Below are 25,082 nucleotides of genomic sequence, written 5' to 3' on the forward strand. Positions count from 1 at the left end.
AGACCCCATGCGCGCCGTATTCCAGTACCCGTTTCCCGTGACCGAGCGCAAGATTGGGCGCAACAAGGTCGTCAGCGCGCGCGCCGCGGTCGAACTGATCCGTGCGGGCGACACGCTCGCGACGGGCGGTTTCGTCGGCGTCGGTTTCGCCGAGGAAGTCGCGATCGCGCTCGAAGAGCGTTTCTTCGATGCGAACGCGGCGACGTCGGGCGGACCGGGCGCATTGGGGACGCCCGATGCGTCGAGCGCGCATCTCGACCTCACGCTCGTGTACGCCGCCGGCCAGGGCGACGGCAAGTCGAAAGGGCTGAATCATCTCGCGCATGAAGGGCTGGTGCGGCGCGTGATCGGCGGGCATTGGGGGTTGGTGCCGAAGCTGCAGCAACTTGCCATCGACGGCCGCATCGAGGCGTACAACCTGCCGCAAGGCGTGATTTCGCACCTGTTCCGCGATATCGCCGCGGGCAAGCCGGGGCATCTGTCGACAATCGGCCTCGGCACCTTCGTCGATCCGCGCCACGGCGGCGGCAAGCTGAACAGCCGCACGGTGGAAGATCTCGTCAGGCTGATGGAAATCGACGGCAGCGAGTATCTGCTCTACAAGACCTTTCCGATCGACGTCGCAATCATTCGCGGCACGACGGCCGACGCGAACGGCAATGTCACGATGGAACGCGAGGCGCTCACGCTCGAGGCGCTGGCCATCGCGATGGCCGCGCGCAATTCGGGCGGCGTCGTGATCGTGCAGGTCGAGCGGCTCGCCGATACGAACACGCTCAATCCGCGCGAGGTGAAGATCCCCGGCATCATGGTCGATTGCGTGGTGGTTGCGCGGCCCGAGCATCATTGGCAGACGTTTGCCGAACCGTATTCGGCCGCCTTCGCCGGCGAACTGCGCGTGCCAGCGAGTTCCGTGGCGGCGATGGAGCTGACCGAGCGCAAGGTGATCGCGCGCCGCGCGGCGATGGAACTGATGGCCAATAGCGTCGTGAATCTGGGCATCGGCATGCCGGAAGGCATTGCGAGCGTCGCGAACGAAGAAGGCGTGATCGATCTGTTCACGATGACGACGGAGCCGGGCGTGATCGGCGGCATTCCGGCGGGCGGGCTGAACTTCGGCGCGGCGACGAATACGCAGGCCATCATCGATCAGCCGTATCAGTTCGACTTCTACGATGGCGGCGGTCTCGACCTCGCGTTTCTCGGCCTCGCGCAGGCGGACCGACAGGGCAATCTCAACGTCAGCAAATTCGGGCCAAAGCTCGCGGGCGCGGGTGGCTTCATCAACATCAGCCAGAGTGCGAAGCGCGTGGTGTTCGTCGGCACGTTCAACGCGGGCAATCTGGACGTCGCGATCGAAGACGGGCGTCTGAAGATCCGGCGCGAAGGCAAGAGCCAGAAGTTCGTCGATGAAGTCGAGCATCGCACGTTCAGCGGCGAATATGCCGCGAAGCGCGGGCAGCACGTGCTGTACATCACCGAGCGCTGCGTGTTCACGCTGACGCCGCGCGGGCTCGAACTGACGGAAGTGGCGCCCGGCGTCGACGTGGAGAACGATATCGTCGCGCAGATGGGTTTTAAGCCGATCATCGAGCGCCCGCCGCGCCTGATGGACGAGCGCATCTTTCGCGACGCGCCGATGGGACTGCGCACGCTGCTGCTTTGCCTGCCGCTCGAAGAGCGCTTCAATTACGACGCGGAGAAGAACATGTTCTTCGTCAACTTCGAGGGCTTGCAGGTGACGACGCAGGAGCAGATCGACGCGATCTGGCAGCAGGTCGCATCGCTACTGTCGGGTGTGCGGTTCAAGCCGCAGGCAATCGTCAATTACGACAATTTTTCGATCAATCCCGAGCTGATCGACATCTATTCGACAACCATCACGAAGCTCGTCAACCAGTTCTATTCGAGCGTGACGCGCTACACGACGAGCAGCTTCCTGCGCATGAAGCTGGGAGACGCACTGCAACAGCGCGATGTCGCGACGTACATCAACGAACGGCCCGGCGACGCGTCGACGCACCGCTGAATACGCGCTTGAATGCGTATGGGGTTCCTGACATGAACTGCTCACAGTGAGCGTGCGAAAATAGCGCTTTTCGCACGACAGTGCATGCATTCAAGACGTCATCATGAGCAGTTTCATTCCCAGTGTGCCCGGCAAGAGCGAGGGCGATTTCGAAGTCAGCGCGGGCTCCAAGCTCGCAGGCTACCGGCGCTTTTTCGGCGTGCTGCGAGTGGTGCGCAAGACGGACGGGCGCCTGCTCTTTCCGTTCGACGGCGCGCCCGATCTCGGTCCTTATCCAACGAAAGAAGAAGCGCTCGCTGCGGCGCAAGTGTACGGCGAGCATATCGTCGAACATGATCTCGCGCGGCCCGAACTGTAAGCGGTTTCTGCGCCGCGATTTTTCTGTTCGTGCCCCGTGCAATGCGCTTGAAGCGAGCGGCTGGCACGACTATCGTTTGAGTGGACCCCTGCGGGAGGCAATCATGCGTGCCGATGCCGTCGATGTGCATTTCGATAATGCACACCTGTTTCTCGATCTGTCCGACGGCCGCGCCGTCGAGTTTCCACTCAACTGGTTCCCCACGCTCGCTGCGGCAACCGAAGCGGAGCGCGAGCACTTCGCCATTTCGATCGACAAGCAGCAGCTGATCTGGCCTGAACTCGACGAGGACATGGATGTGACGGCATTGTTGCTGTCGCTGCCGGAGTCGATGCGCCACTAGAGACGGCGCCGTATGGCGTCGTCCTGACTTTGTTCGTCTGCCGATCGCATAAACGCGGGCGGCTCCGGCCGCATGCGTTAAAATAATCGCTTGGTGCCAATCGGAGCTTCTGTGCGATCTGTCGTTATTTATCTCACGCCTTCCCTGGACACCATGACGGAATCTGTATCGGCTTCAGGCACGCGCGAGGTTGGCGCCGACCTGGATCGCAATGCGAAGGTCGAACATGATCGGGGAGACATCGTCGTCGAATTGACGACACACGATGGTCCGTCGGTTCAGGCTCTCTAACAAGAACGAATAAAACGGCGCGCTTGCTTTCGGGCAGCGCGCCGTTGTTGTTTGTGCGCGCTTCTCAAGCCATTTCGTCACACGGATAAAGCATCTTTAAAGCCGCATTACATGACGAGAGCCCGGCGTCGAAAAGATTAATTTAATCTTTCTATACATTTCATTCTGCTGTCTGTTTGAAATTGACTCTCGATTTGCAATGCGGATATTGCAAGAGAACTTCGGCTTTTCTCCCGTGTCTCCCTTCAGTTTAAAGCCCTCATACCGTTAACAGAATTTGATCTCCATCATGCTTTAGCCAATGCATGGATAAATGCAAAAAGCATGAGTGAAGATCTAAGTGGTAGTAGTGCCTTTAAAGATGTGATGGAAGCAAAATATCAAATCGCTCGCATGTCGTGAGCGAACGGGGATTGGCTTCAATCGAAGAAAAAATAAACCGAGGACTTGAATGAAGTTACGTTTGCAATGCCTGTTGGCAGCAGCCGCATTCGCCAATTGTCTTGCCGCTCACGCGGCGCTTGGCTCGTCTCCCACCTACACCGCAACAACGACTGCAAGCTCGACTCAGGCTGTCATGCGCCTGAGCGCAACAGCCGTGCCCTACACCGTCAGCGAAGCGACGCTCACCGACGGCACGCTGGTGCGCGAGTACGTCGGTCAATCGGGCGTGGTCTTCGCCGTGTCCTGGCACGGCCCTCACATGCCGGATCTCAGTTCGCTGCTGGGCAGCTACTTTGCGGGCTACCTCGACACCGTCAATCAACAGCATGCGCAGCAGGGCAGCGCATTCGGTCCCGCGACGGTGCAGCGTTCGGATGTCGTAGTCCAGACGGGCGGCCATATGGGCGCGTACGTCGGACGTGCGTGGTTGCCGACGGGTCTTCCCGCTGGCGTGAGCAGCGACGATATCCAATAAGGCGAGGGGACTGAAAATGCGTGCATTGAAATGGATTCTTGCCGTCAGCGGCATGTGTGTGGCGCTGGCTGGATGCGGCGGAGGCGGCGGTTCGTCGAACACGTCGACCAGCAGCGCGTCCGGCACGTCGACGCCCGCGGCGGCAGTGAGCACCGCGTTCGCCGATCCGACGGCGACGCCCGTGTCGTCGGGCTCGGCGAATACGGTGCCTATCGTCGTTTCGTCGTTTAGCAACGTGCGGAATTTCCCGATGGTGAGCGTGAAGGTTTGCCAGCCGAATAGCGGCGGCACCGGGGTGACCTGCTCGACGATCGACAACGTGCTCGTCGATACAGAGTCGTTCGGCCTGCGTCTGTTCGCTTCTGCCATTCCGACATCGACGTTGAACCTGTTGACGCAGCAGACGCAAAGCGGTCAAACCGTTGCGGAATGCGCATCGTTCGGTTCGGGCAACACGTGGGGCACGGTACGTGCGGCAGACGTGAGCCTGTCGAGCGAAGTCGCGGTGAACGTGCCAATCCAGGTGATCGCCGATCCGTCGCTGGCCGCGACCATTCCGACGGGCGTAAACGGTTGCCTCGCCGGCACCAACATGACGACGCCCACGGCGCTCGGCGCGAACGGCATTCTCGGTATCGGCACCTCGCCGAACGATTGCGGCCTCAACTGTGAGAACAACCTCGTCGCGGGTGCTTACTACGTCTGCCCGAGTTCGAGCTGCACGCCGGCGAAGGTGACCGTCGCCAATCAGGTGACCAACCCCGTGACGAAGTTCACGACCGACAACAACGGCGTGATCGTCGAGATGGCGCAGGTGCCCGATACGGGTGCCGCAACGGCAACGGGAACGCTCGTCTTCGGCATCGACACGCAATCGAACAATGCGCTAAGCGGCACCAGCGCGACAATCTTGCCGACTACTCTCGCGGGAGATATGGATGCCGTGTTCGAAGGACGCACGTACAGCAAGACGGCATTCTTCGATTCAGGCTCGAGCGGTCTGTACTTCCAGAGCACGGTGCTGAGCAAGGCATCGAACGGCTTCTACACACCGGCTGCGCCGACGGGAATGACGGCTGTCTTCACGGCGGCCAATTCCGCTACGGCAACCGTCAAGTTCAACGTCAGCAATGGCGTGACGCTGATCAATTCCGGCAACTACGCGTTCAATAATCTGGGCGTTGCGCTGTTCAATTCGATCGACATCGGCATGCCGTTCTTTTACGGTCGGCATATGTACTACGGCATTTCGGGTCAGCCGGCGTCGTCGGCGGGTGCTGGGCCCTATGTCGCGTACGTGTCGAGCTGAACGTGCGTGACGCTGCTCACGCGGGTTTCATTGATCGGTTGTGCGTGAGTGGAGTGCAATAAAAAAGGGGGCGCAGTGCGCCCCCTTTTGCGTCTAGTACAGCAGCCTACTTAAACCAGCCCCGTCGCATAGTAAAGCCCGATCACGAAGAACACAGCCAGCGTCTTGATGATCGTCACGGCGAAGATGTCGCGATACGACTCGCGGTGTGTGAGGCCCGTCACGGCCAGCAGCGTAATCACCGCGCCGTTGTGCGGCAGCGTATCCATGCCGCCGCTCGCCATCGCGACCACGCGATGCAGCACGTCCATCGGAATATGCGCAGCGTCGGCGCCCTTGATGAACAGATCCGACATCGCCGCGAGCGCGATGCTCATGCCGCCCGATGCGGAACCCGTGATACCCGCCAGCGAGCTCACCGACACAGCCGCATTCACGAGCGGATTCGGAATGCTCTTGAGCGCATCGCTGACCACGATGAAGCCCGGCAGTGCCGCGATCACGCCGCCAAAACCATATTCCGACGCGGTATTGAGCGACGCGAGCAGCGCGCCGCCGACAGCCGCCTTCGTGCCCGAAGCGAAACGCTCCTTCACGCTGCCAAACGCCGTGATGACGACGAGCAGAATGCCGAGCAGCAACGCGCCTTCCACCGACCAGATCGCGACCAGCGACTTGATCGTCGCCGTTACGGGCGCGCCGTGGTTACCGGGCAGCACGTCGGGCGAAACGGTGTAAGTCGCGCCGTACCATTCGGGAATCATGCGCGTGAGCACAAAGTTCGCGACGCCGACCAGAATCAGCGGCGCAATCGCCAGCAGCGGATTCGGCAGCTTGTCGGTTTCCATCTTCTCCGGCTCGTTCAGCAGCGACGTGCCGTAGCCTTCGCCCTTCGCCATCGCCGAGCGGCGGCGCCATTCGAGGAACGAAAGGCCCACGACGATGATGAACAGCGAACCGGCGATACCAAGGCCGGGTGCGGCCCAAGCCGTCGTCTTGAAGAACGTGGTCGGGATGATGTTCTGGATCTGCGGCGTGCCCGGCAGCGAATCCATCGTGAACGAGAACGCGCCCAGCGCGATCGCGCCCGGCATCAGACGCTTCGGAATATTGCTCTGTCGATACAGTTCCGCGGCGAACGGATACACCGCGAACACGACGACGAACAGCGAGACGCCGCCGTATGTCAGCAGCGCGCACACGGCGACGATCACCGCATTCGCCCGCGAGCGGCCGATATAACGGATTGCCGAGTGAACGATCGACGCGGCGAAACCCGACAGTTCGATCACTTTGCCGAACACGGCGCCGAGCAGGAACACAGGGAAGTACAGCTTCACGAAGACGACCATCTTCTCCATGAAGATGCCCGAGAACACGGGCGCGACGGCGGCGGGATCGACTAGCAGCACCGCGCCGAGCGCGGCGATCGGCGCGACGAGAATGACGCTGTAGCCGCGATAGGCGGCGAACATCAGGAACGCCAGGGCGGCGAGGACGATGACAAAGGCCAATTGAGTCTCCAATGCTTGGTTGTTCTACGTGGACGCGTGCGACAGGGCGCGGCGGCAGGCGCCCGATATTGCAGGTTCCGTGCCATGCCCGTCAGCCGGGCTTCTGCGGCCCGGGCGGCGAAAAGAGCCGCGCGACGATTCGAACGATAGTACAAATTTGTCTCCAAATGGAGACAAATTGCAGTCTGTCGAGTTCGATTCGGCGAAGCATACCTTAATCGGTGGGGTTGTTGCAGGTCTCGTACGTGAGATAATCGGTCCACAAATTGAGACAATACAAAAATTATCAGCCTTGCATGGGATCACAGTAAGCGCTAAAGCGCTAACTATGATCGACAGCTTTGCATGGGATCCTGGTAAGCGCTAAAGCGCTAACCAGTATCGACAGGAGACAGCGACAACATGATGAACGACTGGTCGGGCCTGCCCGCGACCTACAGCGAAGTCCTGCGCCGCGCAATGGACTCGCTCTTCCGCACGTTCGAGAACTTCAGCGAAGGCACCTTCATCGTCGATGCCGACGCGCGCGTCGTGTGGATCAATAAACGCTACGCGGCACGCTTTGGTTTTGCCGATCCGCAACAGGCGATCGGCCGCGACTGCGAAGCCGTGATCCCGAATAGCCTGATGCGCGAAGTCGTGATGACGGGCAAACCGATCCTGCTCGACATTCTCGAAACCGACCGCGAGCCGCTCGTCGTCACGCGTCTGCCGTTGAAGGATGACGCGGGCAAGACGGTCGGCGCCGTCGGCTTTGCGCTGTTCGACGAGATGAAGGCGCTCACGCCGCTCTTCTCCCACTACTCGCGCGTGCAACAGGAACTGATCGCGACGCGCCAGTCGCTCGCGCAGGCGCGCCGCGCGAAGTACACCTTCGCGAGCTTCGTCGGCACGAGTGCAGCCAGTCTCGAAGTGAAGCGTCAGGCGCGGCGCGCATCGCAAGTCGATTCGCCCGTGCTGTTGCTCGGCGAAACGGGCACCGGCAAGGAACTGCTTGCGCACGCGATCCACGGCGCGTCCGCGCGCTCGACCAGGCCGCTCGTCACCGTCAACGTCGCGGCCATTCCCGATACTCTGCTCGAAGTCGAGTTCTTCGGCGCGGCGGCGGGCGCGTACACCGGCGCGGACCGCAAGGGACGCGTCGGCAAGTTCGAACTCGCCGATGGCGGCACGCTGTTTCTCGACGAGATCGGCGACATGCCTTTGCCGCTGCAAGGCAAACTGTTGCGCGTGCTGCAGGATCGCGAGTTCGAGCCGCTCGGCTCGAACCGGATAGTGCGCGCCGACGTACGGATCATCGCGGCGACATCGGCCGATCTGCCCGCGCTTGTTGCCGCGGGGCGCTTCCGCCCAGACCTGTTCTATCGCCTCAACGTGCTCACCATTCATGCGCCGCCGTTGCGCGAGCGGCAAACGGATATCGAGGCGCTCGCCTATACGATCCTCGAAGATCTGTCGACGCAGGTGCCCGGCGGTCACTTTGAACTGCAGGACGACGCGTTGCGGCTGTTGTGCTCGTACGGCTGGCCAGGCAATGTGCGCGAGCTGCACAACACGCTGGAGCGCGCGGTGATGCTGTCGGACAGCGAGCGCATCGACGCTCGCTCGCTTGCGCCGTTCATCGGGCCCGTGCGCGGACAGGTCGCGTTCGATGCCCCGGCTTACGTGCAGACAACGGCGGCCAGACTATCGGACGAAGCGCAGCCGCAACAGTGGGCGGACGCGATGGCCGCGTTCGAAAAGCGTTTTATCGACGAGGCGTTGCGCGCGTGCGAAGGACGCGTCACGGAAGCGGCCGCGCGCATCGGCATGGGACGCGCGACGCTGTACAAGAAGATCGCTGCGTACGGCATCGAAGTGTGAGCGTCGCCGGGCAACGCCGCCGCGCAGTACGATCGTGATGCTGGCAGCAACGCAAACCCAAAGGAGACCTGGCCATGACACGCTGGATCGTTTGGATCATGCTGGTTATCGCGAGCGCCGCCTGCAATGTGCTGCATGCGCAAGAGGCGTCATCGGCGGCGCCGCCAGGCGAACGGCGCAACTGGTACAACGATCCGTTCTTCACGCTTTCGCACGCGATCGCCGACTGCCCCGTGCCGCTCGGCCCGATGATGACGCACGCACAGATGGAAGACGACGCGCACTATCGCGTGGAGCGAGGCACGACCTGCTGGCTCGCGCACAAATGCACGAAGCCGAACTCCTATCTGTACGACGCGGACATCGCCAGCGCGATCCACGCGCGCTTTACGAACCCGCATGCATTCGACGGCACGAGCGTGTGGATCACGGTGCAGCGCCGCTTCGTCTATGCGGAAGGCTGCGCGCCCGCATCGTTCGACAGGCACGCGTTTCAGCAGCAACTCGAAGCGATCGCCGACGTCGAGCAGGTGTTCATGCGCATCGCCGCAAGCACGCATGGACCGATGCCCTACAAGACGCTTGCGGAACCCGACAGACAGCCGATAGCAGAGCCGATAACTGAACCGAAGCCACAGACTCAATAACACGATAAACGCAACGCAACTCGGCCATGGCACAATCGCGTTCGTCGAAAAACAAGTGGCCAACGGGGTTTTCCATGAAACGCAGTCAAACATCCACGGCGCGCGTCATGCATTGGGTTCGCGGCGCGGCGCTTCCTGTCGTCGTCGCGATGACGGGCGCGCTCGCCGCGTGCAGCAGCGCGCCGCCGCTCTTCGCGCCGGATGGCCAGCCCACCACGCTCGTTCAATGCCCCGCAGGCTCCGACAACTGCGATCAGCAGGCGCAAGCGATGTGTGGCGGCGCGTTCGACACGATACGCACGACGACCCAGAACGGCGTGCGCAGCCTGCTCTACGCCTGCCGCGGAAAGTAAGCAGCGTTGCCGCCATGGCCGGGCCGCGCTTGCGGCCCGCTGACTTCCTGAAGCACGTCACGCCGATATATCGCGCGCTGCATGTCGCGGTTGATGCACATGCATCGACCTGAACCGTTGCGTCTTAGTTGCAGCATTCGCGCAGATCGAAGCATGCATCGGCGGATTTCTCGACCGCTCTGAACAACCACTCGTCATCATGGCTGCGCGCGGCCCGCGAGCGTTGCGCTGGCGCATCGCGCAAGGCGATTCCGTGCGCCGCCCAACGGAACACATCGATATCCTCGTATAGATTTCTGATAGCGGGTGAGGTCGCGTGGCAAGGGACATGCGCTGTCCATCCGATTCCGGGAAGCGTGTGCAGGCAATACAACGACATTGAGAGAGCGGCAGTCGATTTCCCGCGGCACATTTCGTGCTAACCGATGGCGCCTTGCGAGGGACGACGGGGAAGGCAATGAATCACGAGCAGATAGAAAAGGATATTGAGCACCTGGAACACGTCATCTCGCGCATCTCCGCTGCCGACGGCATTCCGCTGTCATACTGGCGCAGCCGTATCGAATCGGTGTTGGTTGCCACGCTGGTGCCGTCTCAGATCAAGCGCGTCCAGCGGCTCATCGACGCGTTGCACGCACTCGAAGTTCGTTACAAGCGCTAAGCGCCGCCACCTTGCGCGCGCCCGGCCTTGCCCACAGGACTCGTTCATGGACAGAGCAGGATTCCCGGCCGCGCGTCTCGCGCGTTCGACGGATGCAATGCAAGGCGATGTCGAACGCGGCGCAGTGGCTCGCGTCGTGACGCTCGCATGGCCCAACGGCGCGATCGGTCGCATCGATGCGCGTGCGACCCGCTTCGTATACCTTCCATCGGACACGTTCAATGGTCGAGGCAAGCCTTCGGCTTCGTCCTGTCGATCGAATCGTTCGGATGGCCAGGCGCCTTCGGCACCCGCTGGTTCCGCGATCCCGTCGTGAATCTGATCGCACGTTTGTTGACGGTGCGCAGTGCTCGTGGATCTCTGACAGCACTACACTGCTACCCGGCACTTTTTAGGTCTGGTACGGTCTGAGTTGCCGTACAGCTTTGCAAGGAGACTTCGCCAGATGGCCACATACAGACAGCTGACCGCCCAACTCGAAAAGCTTCAGAAGGAGATGGAACAAGCACGTGAACAGGAAGTGACTCAGGCGATCGCTGACATCAAACAGAAGATCGCCGATTACGGCATCACCGCTGAGGAGCTTGGCTTCTCGAGCAAGGTGCGCGCGGCGGGGCGCAAAGCTGCGCTGCCTCCGAAATACCGCAACCCCAAGACAGGCGAAACCTGGAGCGGCCGTGGCCGTGCGCCGGGTTGGCTCGCGGGTAAGAATCGCGACAAGTTTCTGATCGACGAATGAGACTGGCGCAAGCGCGCGTCGCCGTTAGCCGATAAGTGCGCTTGCGCTTCCTTCCTGTTTTTCTCATCCCGCAGCGGTGCCGGCCTTTGACCGGTACACCGTACAGTGAGCGAAAGCGCAGCCGCCAGGCGCACCGTCGCGGGAGTCCCGAAAACTCTCACCTTTAGCTGGCGCTGCCCGTTCGAAGCGGGGTGCCGGATTCGCTATCGCTTGCCTGCGATTCGCTTGACGGCGTTGCGGCGCGTGCGTTCTTATGATTGCGGCGTTCGCCGTGAAAGCCTTATGTATAAAGGGTTTGTGGCATTCCGCGCGGAACGCCGACGCGCTTTTCGCGTGCCTTGCTGGCGCGTATCTTAAGAACGCTGCGCCATTGCTTAAAGCGTGATTCGCGGCCGATTTTCCCTCCTCCCGAAAACCCTCACCTCAGCGTTTTTGCGTCAGCGGCCACGACTCAGTGGAAACCCGGAGTTGAGTGCGCCTCATACCCCGGATCAAAAAACATCGCTTCATCGTCCTGCTTTTCGGCCAGCACAATCAGCCCATCCCACTCAACCTGATGGAACTGGACAGATGAGCACCACTGAGAAGCAACTGTATATCGGCGAAGGATTCGAAGGCCCAGGCGTGAACCTCGCGCACATCAACGTGCTGGTCGGTCCGCGCAACGGCCCCGCTGGCCAGGCATTCGCCACCGCGCTGTCGACACCTTCTGCCGGCCACGCGCCGTTCGTCGTGATCGCGCGTCCCGGCGTGCCGACCAAGCCGCTGACGCTGTATGTGAACAAGGCGCAGATTGAAGGCGACTTCCACGGCAACGCGACGTGGGGCGCATCGCAGGCGGGTATCGCGAAGGCGGTTGCCGAGTCGCTGGAGAACGGCACGCTGCCGCCCGAAGCGGAGAACGACTGGGTCGTCGTGTCGGCGAACTGGGTCAACCCGAAGACCGACGATCTCGACGCCGTGTTCGAGAACAACTACCGCGCATGCAAGAACGCGATCCTCGCGGCGATGAAGGGCCTGCCGCACAAGGAAGAAGTGTTCGCCGCCGCGCGTGAAGTGTCGAACCCGTTCTATACGCCGAAGCAGCGCTAAGCCAACCGACGCCTGTCAGCAATCAAGGAAGCACGCAAATGGAATACATTCGCCTCGGCCAGTCGGGCCTGAAGGTTTCGCGTCTGTGCCTCGGCACGATGAACATGGGCACGCCGCAATGGAAGCCGTGGATTTTCGATGAAGCGCAAAGCGAGCCGATCGTGCGTCACGCGCTCGAAGCCGGCGTCAACTTCATCGACCTCGCCGACTTCTACTCGACGGGCGTCGGCGAAGAAGTGGTCGGCCGCATCCTGAAGCGCCTCGCGCGCCGCGAAGAGATCGTCGTGACGACCAAGGTCGGCTATGACATGGGCACGTATCAGAACGCGGGTGGCCATTCGCGCAAGCACATCATGGACGGCATCGACGGCTCGCTGTCGCGTCTGGGCATGGATTACGTCGATATCTACATGCTGCACTACTTCGACGTGAACACGCCCGTCGAAGAAACGATGGGCGCGTTGAACGACATCGTGCGCGCAGGCAAGGCGCGCTACATCGGCGTATCGACGATGTACACGTGGCAGTTCGCGAAGATCATGCAGGTGTGCGAGCGCAACGGCTGGCACAAGCCGATCAACATGCAGCTGCAACTGAACCTCGCGTATCGCGAGGAAGAGCGCGAAATGATTCCGTATTGCCAGGATCAGGGCGTCGGCGTGTCAGTGTTCAGCCCGCTCGCACGCGGTCTTCTGACGAGCGACGCGCAATCGACGCGCAACCAGACCGACTTCTTCACCGCGCAGATGTATGGCGACACGGCGTCGCGCGAGATCGCGGCATCGGTGGCGCGCGTGGCGGCGAAGCGTGGTGTCTCCGCAGCGCAGATCGCGCAGGCGTGGGTGCTGCAACGTGACGGCATCTCGAGCATGCTGGTCGGCGCGGATACGCCGGCGCAGTTCGACAGCGCGCTGGCCGCATTGGGCACGAAGCTCGAAGCGGAAGAACTGCACGAGCTGGAGCGCAACTACACGCCGTGCGATCTGATCAACGACTACACGGCGGGCAAGCGCATCGCGCGCGAAGCGCGTGCCGCACAAGGCGCGTTCGCCGACGTGGCAAGCAATCTGGACAAAGCAGCATGAGTGAATTTCTCCGCACAGGCCACTACATCAACGGCGAGTGGTACGAAAGCGCGAACACGTACCCCGTTCGCAATCCGGCAACGGGCGAGGTAATCGCCAATGTCGCGAAGGGCGGCGCGCAGGAAACGGCGCAAGCCATCGACGCCGCCGAGCGCGCGTTCCCCGCCTGGCGCGCGCTGACCGCGAAGGAACGCGGCGCACGTGTCAAGCGTTGGGGCGAACTGATGCTCGAGCATCGCGACGCACTGGCCGAACTGCTGACGCGCGAGCAAGGCAAGCCGCTCGCCGAAGCGAAGGGCGAAGTGGGCTACGCGGCGAGCTTCTTCGAATGGTTCGCCGAAGAAGCGAAGCGCAGCTACGGCGACGTGATTCCGAGCCCGAAGCCCGATTCGAAGATCATCGTCACGCGTGAACCGGTTGGCGTGGTCGCGGCGATCACGCCGTGGAACTTCCCGCTCGCGATGATCACGCGCAAGGCCGGCCCCGCGATTGCAGCCGGTTGCACGATGGTGCTCAAGCCTTCGGAAGAAACGCCGCTGTCAGCGTTCGCGCTGGCCGTGCTCGCCGAGCGCGCGGGCATTCCGGCGGGCGTGTTCAACATCGTTTCCGGCAATGCCGTGGCAATCGGCGGCGCGCTGACGGAATCACCCGTCGTGCGCAAGCTGTCGTTCACGGGATCGACGCGCGTCGGCAAGCTGCTCGCCAAGCAGTCGGCGGATACGCTGAAGAAGCTGTCGCTGGAATTGGGTGGCAACGCGCCGTTCATCGTGTTCGACGATGCCGACATCGACGCCGCCGTGCAGGGCGCGATGGCGTCGAAGTTCCGCAACACAGGGCAGACCTGTGTGTGCGTCAACCGCTTCTACGTTCAGGACGGCATCTACGATGCGTTCACCAAAGCGCTGACGGAAGCCGTGAAGAAGATGCGCGTCGGCGATGCGCTGAAGGGCGAGGTCGAGCAAGGTCCGCTGATCAACGAAGCCGCGCTGCTGAAAGTCGAAGCGCATGTTGCCGATGCGTTCCAGCACGGCGCGAAGGCGCTGACAGGCGGCAAGCGTCACGCGCTGGGCGGCACGTTCTACGAGCCGACGGTACTCGTCGACGCAACGCAACCGATGCTGATCGCCGAAGAAGAAACGTTCGGCCCGGTGGCCGCGTGCTTCCGCTTCAAGACGGAAGACGAAGCGGTCAAGGCCGCGAACGACACGCCGTTCGGTCTGTCCGCGTACTTCTACACGCGCGATCTGGGGCGTGCCTGGCGCGTCGCGGAGGCGCTGGAAAGCGGCATGGTCGGCATCAACGAAGGCATCATCTCGACGGAAGTCGCGCCGTTCGGCGGCGTCAAGCAGTCGGGCCTCGGCCGCGAAGGCTCGAAGTACGGCATGGATGAATACGTCGAACTGAAGTACATGATGATGGGCGGTCTGGGCCGCTAGTCGTCGATGCTTCGTCCGCCACGCGCGGCGGAAAAGCAAGGAAGTACGCGTCCCGGCGCGCACCACGGGACGCGATAACAAGGAGACATCTTGAGCGATCAAGACCTGCTTGCGCGGCCGTCCGGCCCCGCATCCCCGTCCCCGCGCGTTTCAGCGCCGGCCCAATCTAAAACCTCGCAACACACGAACCGCAACACCGTCTCGCTCGACGATGTGCCGCTGAACGGCTTCCACATCAAGATCGCCGGGCTGACGTTCGGCGCGCACTTCACGGAAGGCTTCGCGCTCGGCACGATCGGCTATGCGCTCGCGTCGCTCAACAAGCAGATGCCGCTCGATGCGTTCTGGCAAGGCATGATCGGCAGTTCCGCGCTGATGGGGATTTTCGTCGGCAGCCTGGTGTTTGGCTGGCTGTCGGACCGTATGGGCCGCCAGCGCATTTTCCTGCTGAGCTTTCTGATCATCACGCTCGCGGCTTTCGCGCAGTTCTATGTGTCGTCGCCGGCAATGCTCTGCGCGTTGCGGGTGCTGATCGGCTTCGGCATGGGCGGCGATTTCGCCGTCGGTCACGCGATCCTCGCGGAGTTCTCGCCGCGCAAGCATCGCGGCACGCTGCTCGGCTCGTTCAGCGTGATCTGGACGATCGGCTATGTGGTCGCGAACGTGCTCGGCCTGTGTTACGCGGATGCGTCGCCCGATGCATGGCGCTGGCTGCTCGCGTCGGCGGGTGTGCCTGCACTCGCGGTGCTGGTCATGCGGATCGGAACGCCGGAATCGCCGCGCTGGCTGCACGGCAAGGGACGCGTGGCGGAAGCGCAGGCCATCGTGCTGAAATACTTCGGGCCGAACGTGACGATCGACGGCGCGCATGACGACCATGCACATGGCGCTCAAGGCGGTTTTGCGCGTCTTTTCAAACGCGATCTGATCCGCCGCACGATCTTCAACTGCGCGTTCTTCGTGTGCCTCGTGATTCCGTACTTCGCGATCTACACGTTCCTTCCGTCGATCCTCAAGGCGATTCATCTCGACAACGGTTCGGGCGCGGATTTCCTGCTCAACGGCTTTCTCGTGGTCGGCGCGCTGCTCGGTATCTGGCTGACGATCGTGCTGTCGCGCCGCGCGTTTCTGATCGGTTCGTTCGCGGTGACGTGCCTGTCGCTGCTTGCGCTGAGCGTGCTGCCGGAATCGGCGGCGCTGTGGATGACCGTTGCCTTCGCCGTGTTCACGCTGACGATGTCGGCATTCTCGAATCTCGTCGGCGTGTTTCCGCCCGAGTGTTTTCCGACGGAAGTGCGCGCGTGCGGCGTCGGACTCGCGATTGCATGCAGCCGCCTGGGTTCGGCCGTCGGCACGTTCCTGCTGCCGCTCGGCATCGCGCAACTCGGTTTTCATTCGACGATGCTCGCGCTGTCCGCCGTGTTGCTGGTCGGGATGATCGTTTCGATCGCGTGGGCGCCGGAGACGAAGCATCTGACGTTGAATCAGGCGAGCGGGGCGTAGCGGCTGTCGCATCGAGAAGAGAACGCATTCTTCGGTTGAAGCCCGAAGCGCCCGTGAGGGTGCTTCGGGCTTTTTCTATTTGAGCCCGCTGATTCTCCAATTTTGAGAAATGGGAGCGACGGCCGCGATGCATCTAGTCGATCTCAAAAATGAGTACCTTCTCTCAGAAAGGTGGGTGTTCGCCTTTGGACCGTTGCGCCGACTGACTTTGCCCGGAAAGGCGAACCGCGCGTCCATCTCATTATTTTGGGAGTTGTCTTAGATATTCCTAAGCGAGCGAATTTTAAGATTGCTTCTGTGCTGAGCGACAACGCGGTCAAACGAAGCAACGGACCGGACAGCAACGATCAGCGTAAGCGGTGCGGCATCACGAGATGAAAGCGCCGCTGGTTTTACATAGCAGACTTTATTCGTTCATCAGATCTTTAGGAGCATCAACATGCAAAAGCGCATCATCCCCGCAGTCGTCATCGTCGCAATGGGCATCGTCGGTCTTCAGTCGATGAAGGCGCACGCCGCCGACGGCACGATCACCATCAACGGCGCAGTGTCGGACACGACCTGCTCGATCAACGGTGTCGCAGCCGGTTCGCCCGCCGATGTGTCGGTGACGCTGCCGACCGTCCAGGCTGGTTCGCTGTCCTCGGCTGGCGCGACGGCCGGCACGTCGAACTTCGGCGACATCCAGCTTTCGCTGAGCGGCTGCTCGGGCACGGCGACGAAGGCAGTCGCACGCTTCGAAAACGGCCCGAACGTCGATCAGAGCAGCGGCTACCTGTTGAACAAGGCATCGGCTTCGCCAGCGCAGAACGTTGAAGTGCGCCTGCTGAACGCCCAGATGCAGCCGATCAACATCCTGACCAACGCGAACAACGACGCAGCCGCGAACGGCGCGGTGATCTCCGGCGGCGCGGCGATGCTGAACTACTTCGCGCAGTACTACGCAACGGGCAAGGCGCAGCCGGGTAGCGTCACCACGTCGGTCCAATACACAATGCAGTACCAGTAAGCGGCATCGAAGGGGGCGTTTGTTTCGGAAAACGCCTTCTTCAGCAACATTGTTTCGATTAACGCATAAGTAAAGGTGAAGGCGATGAAGACGATGGCTCGGTTGCTGGCTGGTGTGGGTCTGGCATGTGCGCTGTTCGCAAGCGTGGCTCAGGCGAGCGTGACGATTGGCGGCACACGGGTCGTGTATCCACTGGATCAGCGCGAAGTGACCGTCAAGCTGAACAACGACAGCCGTGCGCCTTCGTTGGTGCAGGTCTGGATGGACGACGGCAACGTCGACACGAAGCCGGGCGACAGCAAGGCGCCGTTCGTCATCACGCCGCCCATCTTCCGCATGGACGCGGGCAAGTCGCAGACGCTGCGTGTCATGTACAGCGGCGACGCGCTGCCGCAGGATCGCCTGCCGCAGGATCGCGAGTCGGTGTATTGGCTCAACGTGCTTGACGTGCCGCCCAAAGCCGACGCGAAAGCCGATGCGAATACGCTGCAATTCGCGTATCGCACGCGGATCAAGGTCTTCGTGCGGCCGCCGAAGCTGCAGGGCACGCCGGACGAGGCGCCGCGCCAGCTTGACTGGAAGGTCGTCCCGGCGCCGGAAGGCAAGGGCCAGGCGCTCGCCGTGTCGAATCCGACTGCGTATCACGTGTCGTTCAGCGAGATCAGGGTGTCGTCCAATGGCGCCACTTACAAAAACGACCGCGGCGGCATGGTCGCGCCGCGCGGCAAGGAGATCATCGCCGTGCCGCAGATGAACGGCGTGAAGTCCGGCAAGGTTCACTACGTCGCGATCAACGACTTCGGCGGTGCGATCGAAGGCGATGCGGACATCGCTCCTTAACACGTCTCGCCTTCACTTTGAGGCGCTGGGTCCGCCGGCCGCTTTTCCCTCTCCCGAATCTCAAAAACGTAGCCGCGTGATGCCGTCTGGCACGCGCTGAGCCTTTGCGCGTGCGGGTCTTGAGTATCTCAAAATTAGGAATCGTCTGAGGTACTCCTATCTCGTAAATCCATAACATCGATTCATGCCTGATCGACAGGCCAATCGAAGTTATCGGATCATGAAACCCTCACTCCAACGCCAATCGCAACGCCCGGCTAGTGCAACAGCCGGCTCGTTCATGCTGAATCCCGTCACGGCCGTCGTGCTGTCGGTGTTCGCGATGGCGGGTTTCATGAGCTCAGGCGCCGCGTGTGCGGCCGAAGCGGGCGGTGCTGTCGAGTTCGATACGACTTTCCTGCAGATCGACTCGCAACGGGTCGACGTCGCGCGCCTTGGCCGCGGCAACATCGTGTCGCCCGGCGCCTATACGGTCGATATCTCGATCAACGACAACCACGTCGCGCGCGAGAGCGTGCGCTTCACCGCCGCGCATGAAGGCGAGAACGCGCGCGCCTGTCTCACGCGCAAGATGCTCGAAGCATACGGCGTCGACTTCACGAAGCTGGCGAACGCAGCGGATCAGGGCGCAGACGCATGTGTCGATGTCAGCGCGAGCGTGCCGGACGCAACGGTTGAATTCGACTTCAACGAGCAGAAGCTAAACATCACGATCCCGCAGAAGTACATGCACAACCTGGCGCGCGGCTACGTCGCGCCGGAACTGTGGGACAACGGCGTCAACGCGGGTTTTCTCAGCTACAACGCGAACGCCTACCGGACGGCGAGCGGCGGCACGCAAGCGTCACAGGAATATCTGGGCCTGAACGCCGGCGTGAACATTGGCGCATGGCACTTCCGGCATCAGTCGTCGGTGACGGCGGGCACGGGCCAGTCGATCCAGCTCGACAATATCGCCACCTACGTTCAGCACGACGTGACGAAGCTGCGCTCGCAGGTCACGCTCGGAGACGCGCAAACTACAGGCGACGTGTTCGACAGCATCGCGTTTCGCGGCGCGCAGATCGCCACCGACGACCGCATGCTGCCGGAATCGCTGCGCGGTTATGCGCCCGTCGTGCGCGGCACGGCCGATTCGAACGCGCGCGTGACGGTGCGCCAGAATGGTCAGGTTATCTATGAAACGAACGTGTCGCCGGGACCGTTCGAAATCAACGATCTCTACGCAACCGGCTACGGCGGCAACCTCGACGTGACGGTGACGGAAGCCGATGGCCGCACGAAGCGCTTCACCGTGCCTTACGCGGCCGTCGCGCAGTCGCTGCGCGCGGGCACGACACGCTTCGCCTTCACGGCCGGTCAACTGCGCGACGAATCGTTGCAGACGAAACCCGGCTTCACACAGTTCACGGTGCAGCGCGGGCTGACAAATCTCGTCACGCTCTACGGCGGCGCTATCGCGTCGAACGGCTATGTTGCGGCGAATCTCGGCGCGGCATTGAATACGAAGTACGGCGCGCTCGCGAGCGACCTCACGACGGCGCGCACGCAGTTGCCCGGCGCTGGTTCGCAGCAAGGTCAAAGTCTGCACATCGGCTACAGCAAGTTCATCGATTCAACCAATACCAACATCGCGCTTGGCGCGTACCGGTACTCGGACAGCGGCTATCTCGGCCTCGCTGATGCCGCCCGGCTGCGCGACGCCGCGCTGCATGGCAGCGACATCAACGCGGCCGACCGCGAACGCGGCCGTCTGCAACTGACTGTCAATCAGACGCTGAAGGATCGCGGCGCGGTGTTCGCGAACGTTTCGTCGCAGCACTACTGGAACCGGCCGGGACGCGACATGTTTTATCAGTTGGGCTACTCGAACGGCTTCAAATATGGCACCTATAGTGTTACGGCAGGCCGTACTCGCAGCGCGGACGGCACGCTGTCGAACGAAGTGATGCTGAGCACGTCGATTCCGCTCGGTCATACGCAGCACTCGCCGATGCTGTCGACCAACCTCAATGCGGGCAAGGGCGCATCGAGCATGCAGACCAGCCTGGGCGGTGCCGCGGGTGAGCGCAATCAGTATTCTTATAACGTGTACGACACGGTCGGGCAGGCTTCGTCGGGCGGCGTCAATGCGAGCGCCGGCGCGAGCGGCACCTGGCGTGCGCCGGTTGCGCAGGTGACGGCGTCAGCCAGCGGCGGCGCGCATTCGGCGCAGGTCTCGGCAGGCGTGAGCGGCTCGGTCGTCGCGCATCCGGGCGGCGTGACGTTCTCGCAGACGGTTGGCGATACGTTCGGCATCGTCGAGGCGAAAGGTGCGGAAGGCGCAACGGTGTCGAGCGCGTCGGGCGTGAAGGTGGATTCGCACGGCTACGCGGTCGTGCCGCTCCTCACGGCATACGGGATGAACACGGTGGATATCGACCCGAAGGGTTCGTCGAGCGATGTCGAGTTCGTGTCGACGTCGGAGCGTGTTGCGCCGCGGCTGGGCTCGGTTGTGATGCTGAAGTACAAGACGGTGACGGGGCGCGCGGCGTTGATCCGCGCACCGCAGATGGACGGCGCACCGTTGCCGTTCGGTGCGGATGTGCTGGATGCGAACGGCAATCACGTTGGCGTGGTCGCTCAGGACAGCCGGATCTTTGCGCGCGGTATCGAGGATAAGGGGACGCTTGTCGTAAAGCTTGGTGAAAACGAAGGCGACATCTGCCGGATTCAGTACGCATTGCCAGTGAAGGGTGATAAGGCGGATGCTTATACGTCGGTGGAAGGGCATTGCGCCACCGGCTCCTCCATCGCGCCAGTGGCAGTTGTGCCCGCGGCCGGCGCAAGCGCGGGTTAAGAGAAAAGGAGCCGGGCGATGTCGACCACGCAGAATCTTGCAGCGTGACGGCGCCGACGGTGCTGTAAAGAAGAAGTGCGACAAAGTGGATTGATGAAGGGGAGAACACAATGAAACCGAACACGATTCTTGTAGTGTTGAAACTGCGGCTGCACAGCGTCCTGATGCTGGGCGCGTTCATCGCCTTGTTCGCAGCCGGCTCTCAGGCATATGCCGGGACGATCTCATGCAACGTGACGGGACAGACCAGCAATCCTCCCGCCGTGGGTGCCGCCAGCTTCGGCCGCGATGCGCCCATCGGAAGCACGACGCCGGCTTATTCGAACACCTTGAGCTTCCACTGTCCGGGTGACCCTTGTTGTGATCGCGACATATATTTGTACTTCAATGCAGCGCCGACGGCGCTCGTCGCCGGTTACAGCGATGTCTATCCGACCAACCTTTCGGGCATCGGTGTGCGATTCACCGTATCGAACGGACCTTCGACGACATGCAACAGCTTGCCGTTGACGGTGCCCAATGGGTATCGGCAGGTTATATGTCATCAGATCTGGGCAAGTGCAACGCCCGGTTACGACTTCAACGTCACGATTTCCGCGCAGTTCGTCAAGACGGGCGCCGTTGCGCCAGGTACGCTCACCACCATACCGGCGTTGTCGATCACGAATGCCATCAACAATCAGAGCGGAACGTTTCCTTGGGGCAATGCGTTCACGGGGACGGCCAGCGGGAACTTCTCCAGCATTGCCTGCTCGGTAACCCAGTCGGCTGTCCAGGTGACGATGCCGCAGGCAAACACAAAGGATCTCGCTTCGGTTGGCGCAACGACGGGAAGCACGCCGTTCAGTCTGTCGCTGAACTGCGATCCCGGTGTGCGCGTCGCAGTGACAGTATCGGACCTGACGACGCCGTCGAACCGAAGCAGCACGCTTTCGTTGACGGCTGATTCGACCGCAAAAGGCATTGCGTATCAGCTCTCATATGCAGGCACGCCAATACTGTACGGGCCGGATTCTTCCGCTGCCGGAACCGTGAACCAGATTTCGGTGTCGTCGTCGCCGACCACGGGCGGCGTTTATTCTGTGCCGCTGAAAGCGAGCTATATCCGTACAGGCGCAATGAATCCGGGGTCCGCCAACGCGAAGGCCACGTTTACGATGTCCTATCAATAGTCGTCGTCTTATCCGGCCAGACGCGGCGGACTTCACTGGCCGCCCGGGAAGCATCGGCTCGCGCCAGCTATACTTATAGGTTGCCCCGGCACGTGTATCATCGCGGCTTTGCCGGTTCTCGCGGGCCTGTCCGGCATGTCGCCGCGCCCGGTTGCCGTATCGCCGCCTGCCAGAAGGGCGTGCGCCATGACCCTAATTGCCAATGTCAGTCTCCGAACTCAAACGCCGCCGCACGTTCGCGGTCATTTCCCACCCGGACGCGGGTAAAACCACGCTCACGGAAAAGCTGCTGCTGTTCTCGGGCGCGATCCAGATCGCGGGCACCGTGAAGGGCCGCAAGAGCAACCGCTACGCGACGTCCGACTGGATGGAGATCGAAAAGCAGCGCGGCATTTCCGTCGCGAGCTCGGTGATGCAGTTCGAGTACGGCGACTGCGTGATCAACCTGCTCGACACGCCGGGCCACGAGGACTTCTCGGAAGACACGTACCGCGTGCTGACGGCCGTCGATGCCGCCGTGATGGTGATCGACGGCGCGAACGGCGTCGAAGCGCAGACGCTCAAGCTGCTCGAAGTGTGCCGCAGCCGCAAGACGCCGATCGTCACGTTCATCAACAAGCTCGACCGCGAAGTGCGCGAGCCGCTCGATCTGCTCGACGAAATCGAACAGCATCTGGGCGTGTCGGCCGTGCCGTTCACCTGGCCGATCGGTATGGGCAAGGACTTCCAGGGCGTCTACGACATCCAGAACGATCAGGTGCGCGTGTTCCGCGCGGGTCAGGACACGCTCGGCGGCGAAGTCGAAACGCTGCGCGCGCCGGGCGACGAGGAGGGCGAGCGCCGTTTCGGCCACGCATGGGTGCGCGCGAAAGAAGAGATCGACCTGATCACGGGCGCAACGCCCTCGTTCGATCGCGACGAATTCCTCGCGGGCCAGCAGTCGCCCGTGCTGTTCGGCTCGGCGATCAACAACTTCGGCGTGAAGGAAATTCTCGACGCGCTCGTCGATCTCGCGCCGCCGCCGTCCGCGCGACTGACCGTGCAGCGCCCGGTGCTGCCGGAAGAGCCGAAATTCACGGGCGTCGTGTTCAAGGTGCAGGCGAACATGGACCTGGCGCACCGCGACCGCGTCGCGTTCATTCGCGTGTGCTCGGGTCGCTTCGAGCGCGGCATGGCGCTGAAGGTTACACGCAACAATAAAACGTTCCGCGCGAACAACGTTGTGACGTTTCTGTCGCAGCGCCGCGAGACGGTCAGCGAAGCGTACGCGGGCGACATCATCGGTATCCCGAATCACGGCACGCTGAGTCTCGGCGATACGCTGACGGAAGGCGAAATGCTGCAATTCGTCGGTTTGCCGTTCTTTGCGCCGGAAATTTTCCAGACGGTCGAAGTGGTCGATCCGATGCGCTCCAAGCAGCTCGGCGAAGCGCTGAAGCAGCTCGGCGAAGAAGGCGCGATCCAGGTGTTCAAGCCGGTCATGGGCGGGTTGACGATTCTGGGCGCGGTTGGGCAACTGCAGTTCGAAGTGGTGTCGCACCGCCTGTCGACGGAATACAAGGTCGATGTGCGGATGGCGCCCGCGCGCTACCGGATGTCGCGCTGGGTGACTTGCGACGATGCCGCCGAGTTGCGCCGCTTCTGCGATTCATACGCGCAGCGTATTGCCTACGATGCCGCCGATGCGCCGACGTATCTCGCATCGCACATCTCCGAGATCGAAGTCGCGCAAAAGGCGTGGCCGAAGATCGTGTTCAACGAACTGCGCGAGCATTCGGGTGCGCCGTTCAGGAAGGCGATGTAACAAACCGCGCTTCCTCGCCATAAAAAAAGGCCGTGTTCCAACGAACACGGCCTTTCGCTTTGAGGCGATCCGCGAATCGCGAGCCTTACGACATCCCCAGCACCTGCTCCCGCATCCAGCTCGCAAACGCCTGCACGTGTTCGAGCGTTGCATGCCGCTCGGCGATATCGAGCCAGTAGCCATAAGGCCCGCTCACCTCGATATCCGACATCGGCGCGAGGCTGCCTTCGCCCAGTTCCTCGATGATCATGTTGCGATCGACGATCGCGAGGCCCACGCCTTTGCGCGCCGCGTGGATGGCCTGTTCGAGCGTCGAGAACTCGATGCCGTTGTCGGCGTAATGCGCCGGCAGGCCGGCCTTGTCGAGCCAGTCGGGCCACAGGTTCAGGCGCGCGTCGTTGTGCAGCACGTGCAGCGCGGGCAGCGTTTCCAGCAGTTTGTCCAGCGGCTCGCCGCCAAGGCGAGGCGCGCCGACCAGCGTATGCCGCTCGATCATCAGCAGCTCGGAATGGGCACCGGGCAGCGCGTCGCGGCCGAAGCGGATGTTGCAGTGGCAGTCGTCGGTGGGTCCTGTGCGCACGGACAACTCGACGTCCGGCAATTCGACAGCGAGCGAGCCGAGCCGCGGCGAAAACCATTGCGTGGCAAACGTGGGCGGCACTGACAGCACGAGGCGCCGGCGGCCTTTGGCCGTCGTGACCTGGCGCGTGCCGCGTTCGAGCGTGTCGAACGCTTCGGACACGCACGGCAGCAACTGCTGTCCCGCCTTCGTCAGGCGGATGCCTTTGTGATCGCGCTCGAAAAGCTTCGCGCCAAGCGATTCTTCGAGAATCTTGATCTGCCGGCTGACGGCGCCCTGCGTGACGCACAGCGCGACGGCAGCGCGGTTGAAACTCATGTGCCGTGCCGTCTCTTCGAAAAAGCGCAACGCGATCAGCGAGGGCAGACGCCGCATAACTCTTCCTTCAGTCTCATCGTTCTTCTCTGTTACACCCGCATGCGCTTTCTTGATCGATTCGCGGAACGTGGCGAGCCGGAGGCGGCGCCGCAGCCGGAAAGCCGCGCCGCGAGCCGTGGAGGCGATTCTACATGGTGCGCAGGGCGGGAGTGGGCGGACGCATGGCGCGCCTGCGCGACGGTCGAGTCCGCCAGCGCTCCGTTTGGCCTATAGCGCGGGCTAACGTCAGACGAACCCCGCTGCCTTCGACGAACCCGTCCCACAGCGCCCCGCTCATCGCCTATCCTGATGAAATCGCGCGCCTCGACCGCGCACCCA

23 protein-coding genes are annotated in these 25,082 nt (G+C 62.2%); 20 read left to right on the plus strand and 3 right to left on the minus strand.

The features are described from left to right. Window positions 1–7: 7 nt before the first annotated feature. The 3 genes from BLT65_RS22565 (at window position 8) to BLT65_RS22575 (ending at window position 2,730) form a co-directional block, all read left to right on the plus strand. Window positions 8–2,029, plus strand: a complete 2,022-nt coding sequence (locus BLT65_RS22565; RefSeq protein ID WP_091781098.1) for an acyl CoA:acetate/3-ketoacid CoA transferase — start codon at window positions 8–10, stop codon at window positions 2,027–2,029. A 103-nt stretch (window positions 2,030–2,132) separates the two neighbouring features. After that, on the plus strand, window positions 2,133–2,387 hold the full coding sequence (locus tag BLT65_RS22570) for a DUF6723 family protein (protein ID WP_042314668.1): 255 nt from the start codon (window positions 2,133–2,135) through the stop codon (window positions 2,385–2,387). Window positions 2,388–2,490: 103 nt separating this feature from the next. Then, on the plus strand, window positions 2,491–2,730 hold the full coding sequence (locus BLT65_RS22575) for a DUF2442 domain-containing protein (protein ID WP_042314669.1): 240 nt from the start codon (window positions 2,491–2,493) through the stop codon (window positions 2,728–2,730). 174 nt (window positions 2,731–2,904) lie between these two features. Here the strand turns inward: BLT65_RS22575 and BLT65_RS46535 are convergent, their stop codons facing one another. After that, window positions 2,905–3,102 (minus strand): hypothetical protein, encoded by a 198-nt coding sequence (locus tag BLT65_RS46535; protein WP_143036540.1) that lies wholly within the window; start codon window positions 3,100–3,102, stop codon window positions 2,905–2,907. A 370-nt stretch (window positions 3,103–3,472) separates the two neighbouring features. On the opposite strand from BLT65_RS46535, the gene BLT65_RS22580 reads away from it, so the two are divergent. Together BLT65_RS22580 and BLT65_RS22585 are read left to right on the plus strand one after the other, a co-directional pair. Further along, a complete protein-coding gene (locus BLT65_RS22580; protein ID WP_042314670.1) occupies window positions 3,473–3,940 on the plus strand; it encodes a DUF2844 domain-containing protein in 468 nt (155 codons plus the stop codon). Window positions 3,941–3,956: 16 nt separating this feature from the next. Then, window positions 3,957–5,249 (plus strand): DUF3443 domain-containing protein, encoded by a 1,293-nt coding sequence (locus tag BLT65_RS22585; RefSeq protein ID WP_091781101.1) that lies wholly within the window; start codon window positions 3,957–3,959, stop codon window positions 5,247–5,249. Window positions 5,250–5,359: 110 nt separating this feature from the next. On the opposite strand, the gene BLT65_RS22590 is transcribed toward BLT65_RS22585, so the two are convergent. Continuing rightward, window positions 5,360–6,763 (minus strand): GntP family permease, encoded by a 1,404-nt coding sequence (locus BLT65_RS22590; protein WP_042314672.1) that lies wholly within the window; start codon window positions 6,761–6,763, stop codon window positions 5,360–5,362. Window positions 6,764–7,165: 402 nt separating this feature from the next. Here BLT65_RS22590 and BLT65_RS22595 point away from each other — a divergent pair, with 402 nt between their 5' ends. The 15 genes from BLT65_RS22595 to BLT65_RS22665 all read left to right on the plus strand — a co-directional run bounded on the left by BLT65_RS22595 (window position 7,166) and on the right by BLT65_RS22665 (window position 23,806). Continuing rightward, entirely contained in the window at window positions 7,166–8,626 is a 1,461-nt protein-coding gene (locus BLT65_RS22595) for a sigma-54 interaction domain-containing protein (RefSeq protein ID WP_091781104.1), read from the plus strand. A 74-nt stretch (window positions 8,627–8,700) separates the two neighbouring features. Further along, window positions 8,701–9,273, plus strand: coding sequence for a BON domain-containing protein (locus BLT65_RS22600; RefSeq protein WP_091781107.1), 573 nt, complete (start codon window positions 8,701–8,703; stop codon window positions 9,271–9,273). A gap of 74 nt (window positions 9,274–9,347) precedes the next feature. Next, window positions 9,348–9,626: a hypothetical protein gene (locus BLT65_RS22605; RefSeq protein WP_052427008.1), complete on the plus strand. Its 279-nt coding sequence runs from the start codon at window positions 9,348–9,350 to the stop codon at window positions 9,624–9,626. A 457-nt stretch (window positions 9,627–10,083) separates the two neighbouring features. Continuing rightward, window positions 10,084–10,287, plus strand: a complete 204-nt coding sequence (locus BLT65_RS22610) for a hypothetical protein (protein ID WP_007587705.1) — start codon at window positions 10,084–10,086, stop codon at window positions 10,285–10,287. 46 nt (window positions 10,288–10,333) lie between these two features. Further along, window positions 10,334–10,603: a hypothetical protein gene (locus tag BLT65_RS22615; RefSeq protein WP_091781113.1), complete on the plus strand. Its 270-nt coding sequence runs from the start codon at window positions 10,334–10,336 to the stop codon at window positions 10,601–10,603. A 129-nt stretch (window positions 10,604–10,732) separates the two neighbouring features. After that, a complete protein-coding gene (locus tag BLT65_RS22620) occupies window positions 10,733–11,026 on the plus strand; it encodes an H-NS histone family protein (RefSeq protein WP_042314676.1) in 294 nt (97 codons plus the stop codon). Between the two features lie 570 nt (window positions 11,027–11,596). Beyond that, window positions 11,597–12,118, plus strand: coding sequence for a formaldehyde-activating enzyme (gene fae / locus BLT65_RS22625; RefSeq protein WP_007747950.1), 522 nt, complete (start codon window positions 11,597–11,599; stop codon window positions 12,116–12,118). Between the two features lie 38 nt (window positions 12,119–12,156). After that, window positions 12,157–13,203: an aldo/keto reductase gene (locus BLT65_RS22630; RefSeq protein ID WP_091781116.1), complete on the plus strand. Its 1,047-nt coding sequence runs from the start codon at window positions 12,157–12,159 to the stop codon at window positions 13,201–13,203. Further along, on the plus strand, window positions 13,200–14,639 hold the full coding sequence (locus tag BLT65_RS22635; protein WP_091781119.1) for an NAD-dependent succinate-semialdehyde dehydrogenase: 1,440 nt from the start codon (window positions 13,200–13,202) through the stop codon (window positions 14,637–14,639). The genes BLT65_RS22630 and BLT65_RS22635 overlap by 4 nt, the downstream gene beginning before the upstream one ends. 90 nt (window positions 14,640–14,729) lie before the next feature. Next, window positions 14,730–16,142, plus strand: coding sequence for an MFS transporter (locus BLT65_RS22640; RefSeq protein WP_091781122.1), 1,413 nt, complete (start codon window positions 14,730–14,732; stop codon window positions 16,140–16,142). A 439-nt stretch (window positions 16,143–16,581) separates the two neighbouring features. Further along, the gene (locus tag BLT65_RS22645; protein ID WP_091781125.1) at window positions 16,582–17,151 is read left to right on the plus strand and encodes a fimbrial protein; all 570 of its coding nucleotides are present in this window, start codon (window positions 16,582–16,584) and stop codon (window positions 17,149–17,151) included. An 84-nt stretch (window positions 17,152–17,235) separates the two neighbouring features. Then, window positions 17,236–17,991, plus strand: a complete 756-nt coding sequence (locus BLT65_RS22650; RefSeq protein WP_091781201.1) for a fimbria/pilus periplasmic chaperone — start codon at window positions 17,236–17,238, stop codon at window positions 17,989–17,991. A 220-nt stretch (window positions 17,992–18,211) separates the two neighbouring features. Then, the gene (locus tag BLT65_RS22655) at window positions 18,212–20,830 is read left to right on the plus strand and encodes a fimbria/pilus outer membrane usher protein (protein WP_244186548.1); all 2,619 of its coding nucleotides are present in this window, start codon (window positions 18,212–18,214) and stop codon (window positions 20,828–20,830) included. Window positions 20,831–20,940: 110 nt separating this feature from the next. Further along, window positions 20,941–22,002: a fimbrial protein gene (locus tag BLT65_RS22660; protein ID WP_091781131.1), complete on the plus strand. Its 1,062-nt coding sequence runs from the start codon at window positions 20,941–20,943 to the stop codon at window positions 22,000–22,002. Window positions 22,003–22,204: 202 nt separating this feature from the next. Continuing rightward, on the plus strand, window positions 22,205–23,806 hold the full coding sequence (locus tag BLT65_RS22665) for a peptide chain release factor 3 (RefSeq protein WP_091781133.1): 1,602 nt from the start codon (window positions 22,205–22,207) through the stop codon (window positions 23,804–23,806). Window positions 23,807–23,891: 85 nt separating this feature from the next. On the opposite strand, the gene BLT65_RS22670 is transcribed toward BLT65_RS22665, so the two are convergent. Then, window positions 23,892–24,761, minus strand: coding sequence for a LysR family transcriptional regulator (locus BLT65_RS22670; protein ID WP_091781136.1), 870 nt, complete (start codon window positions 24,759–24,761; stop codon window positions 23,892–23,894). Between the last annotated feature and the right edge of the window lie 321 nt (window positions 24,762–25,082).

The organism is Paraburkholderia steynii, assembly GCF_900100565.1.
Classification (GTDB): domain Bacteria; phylum Pseudomonadota; class Gammaproteobacteria; order Burkholderiales; family Burkholderiaceae; genus Paraburkholderia; species Paraburkholderia terrae.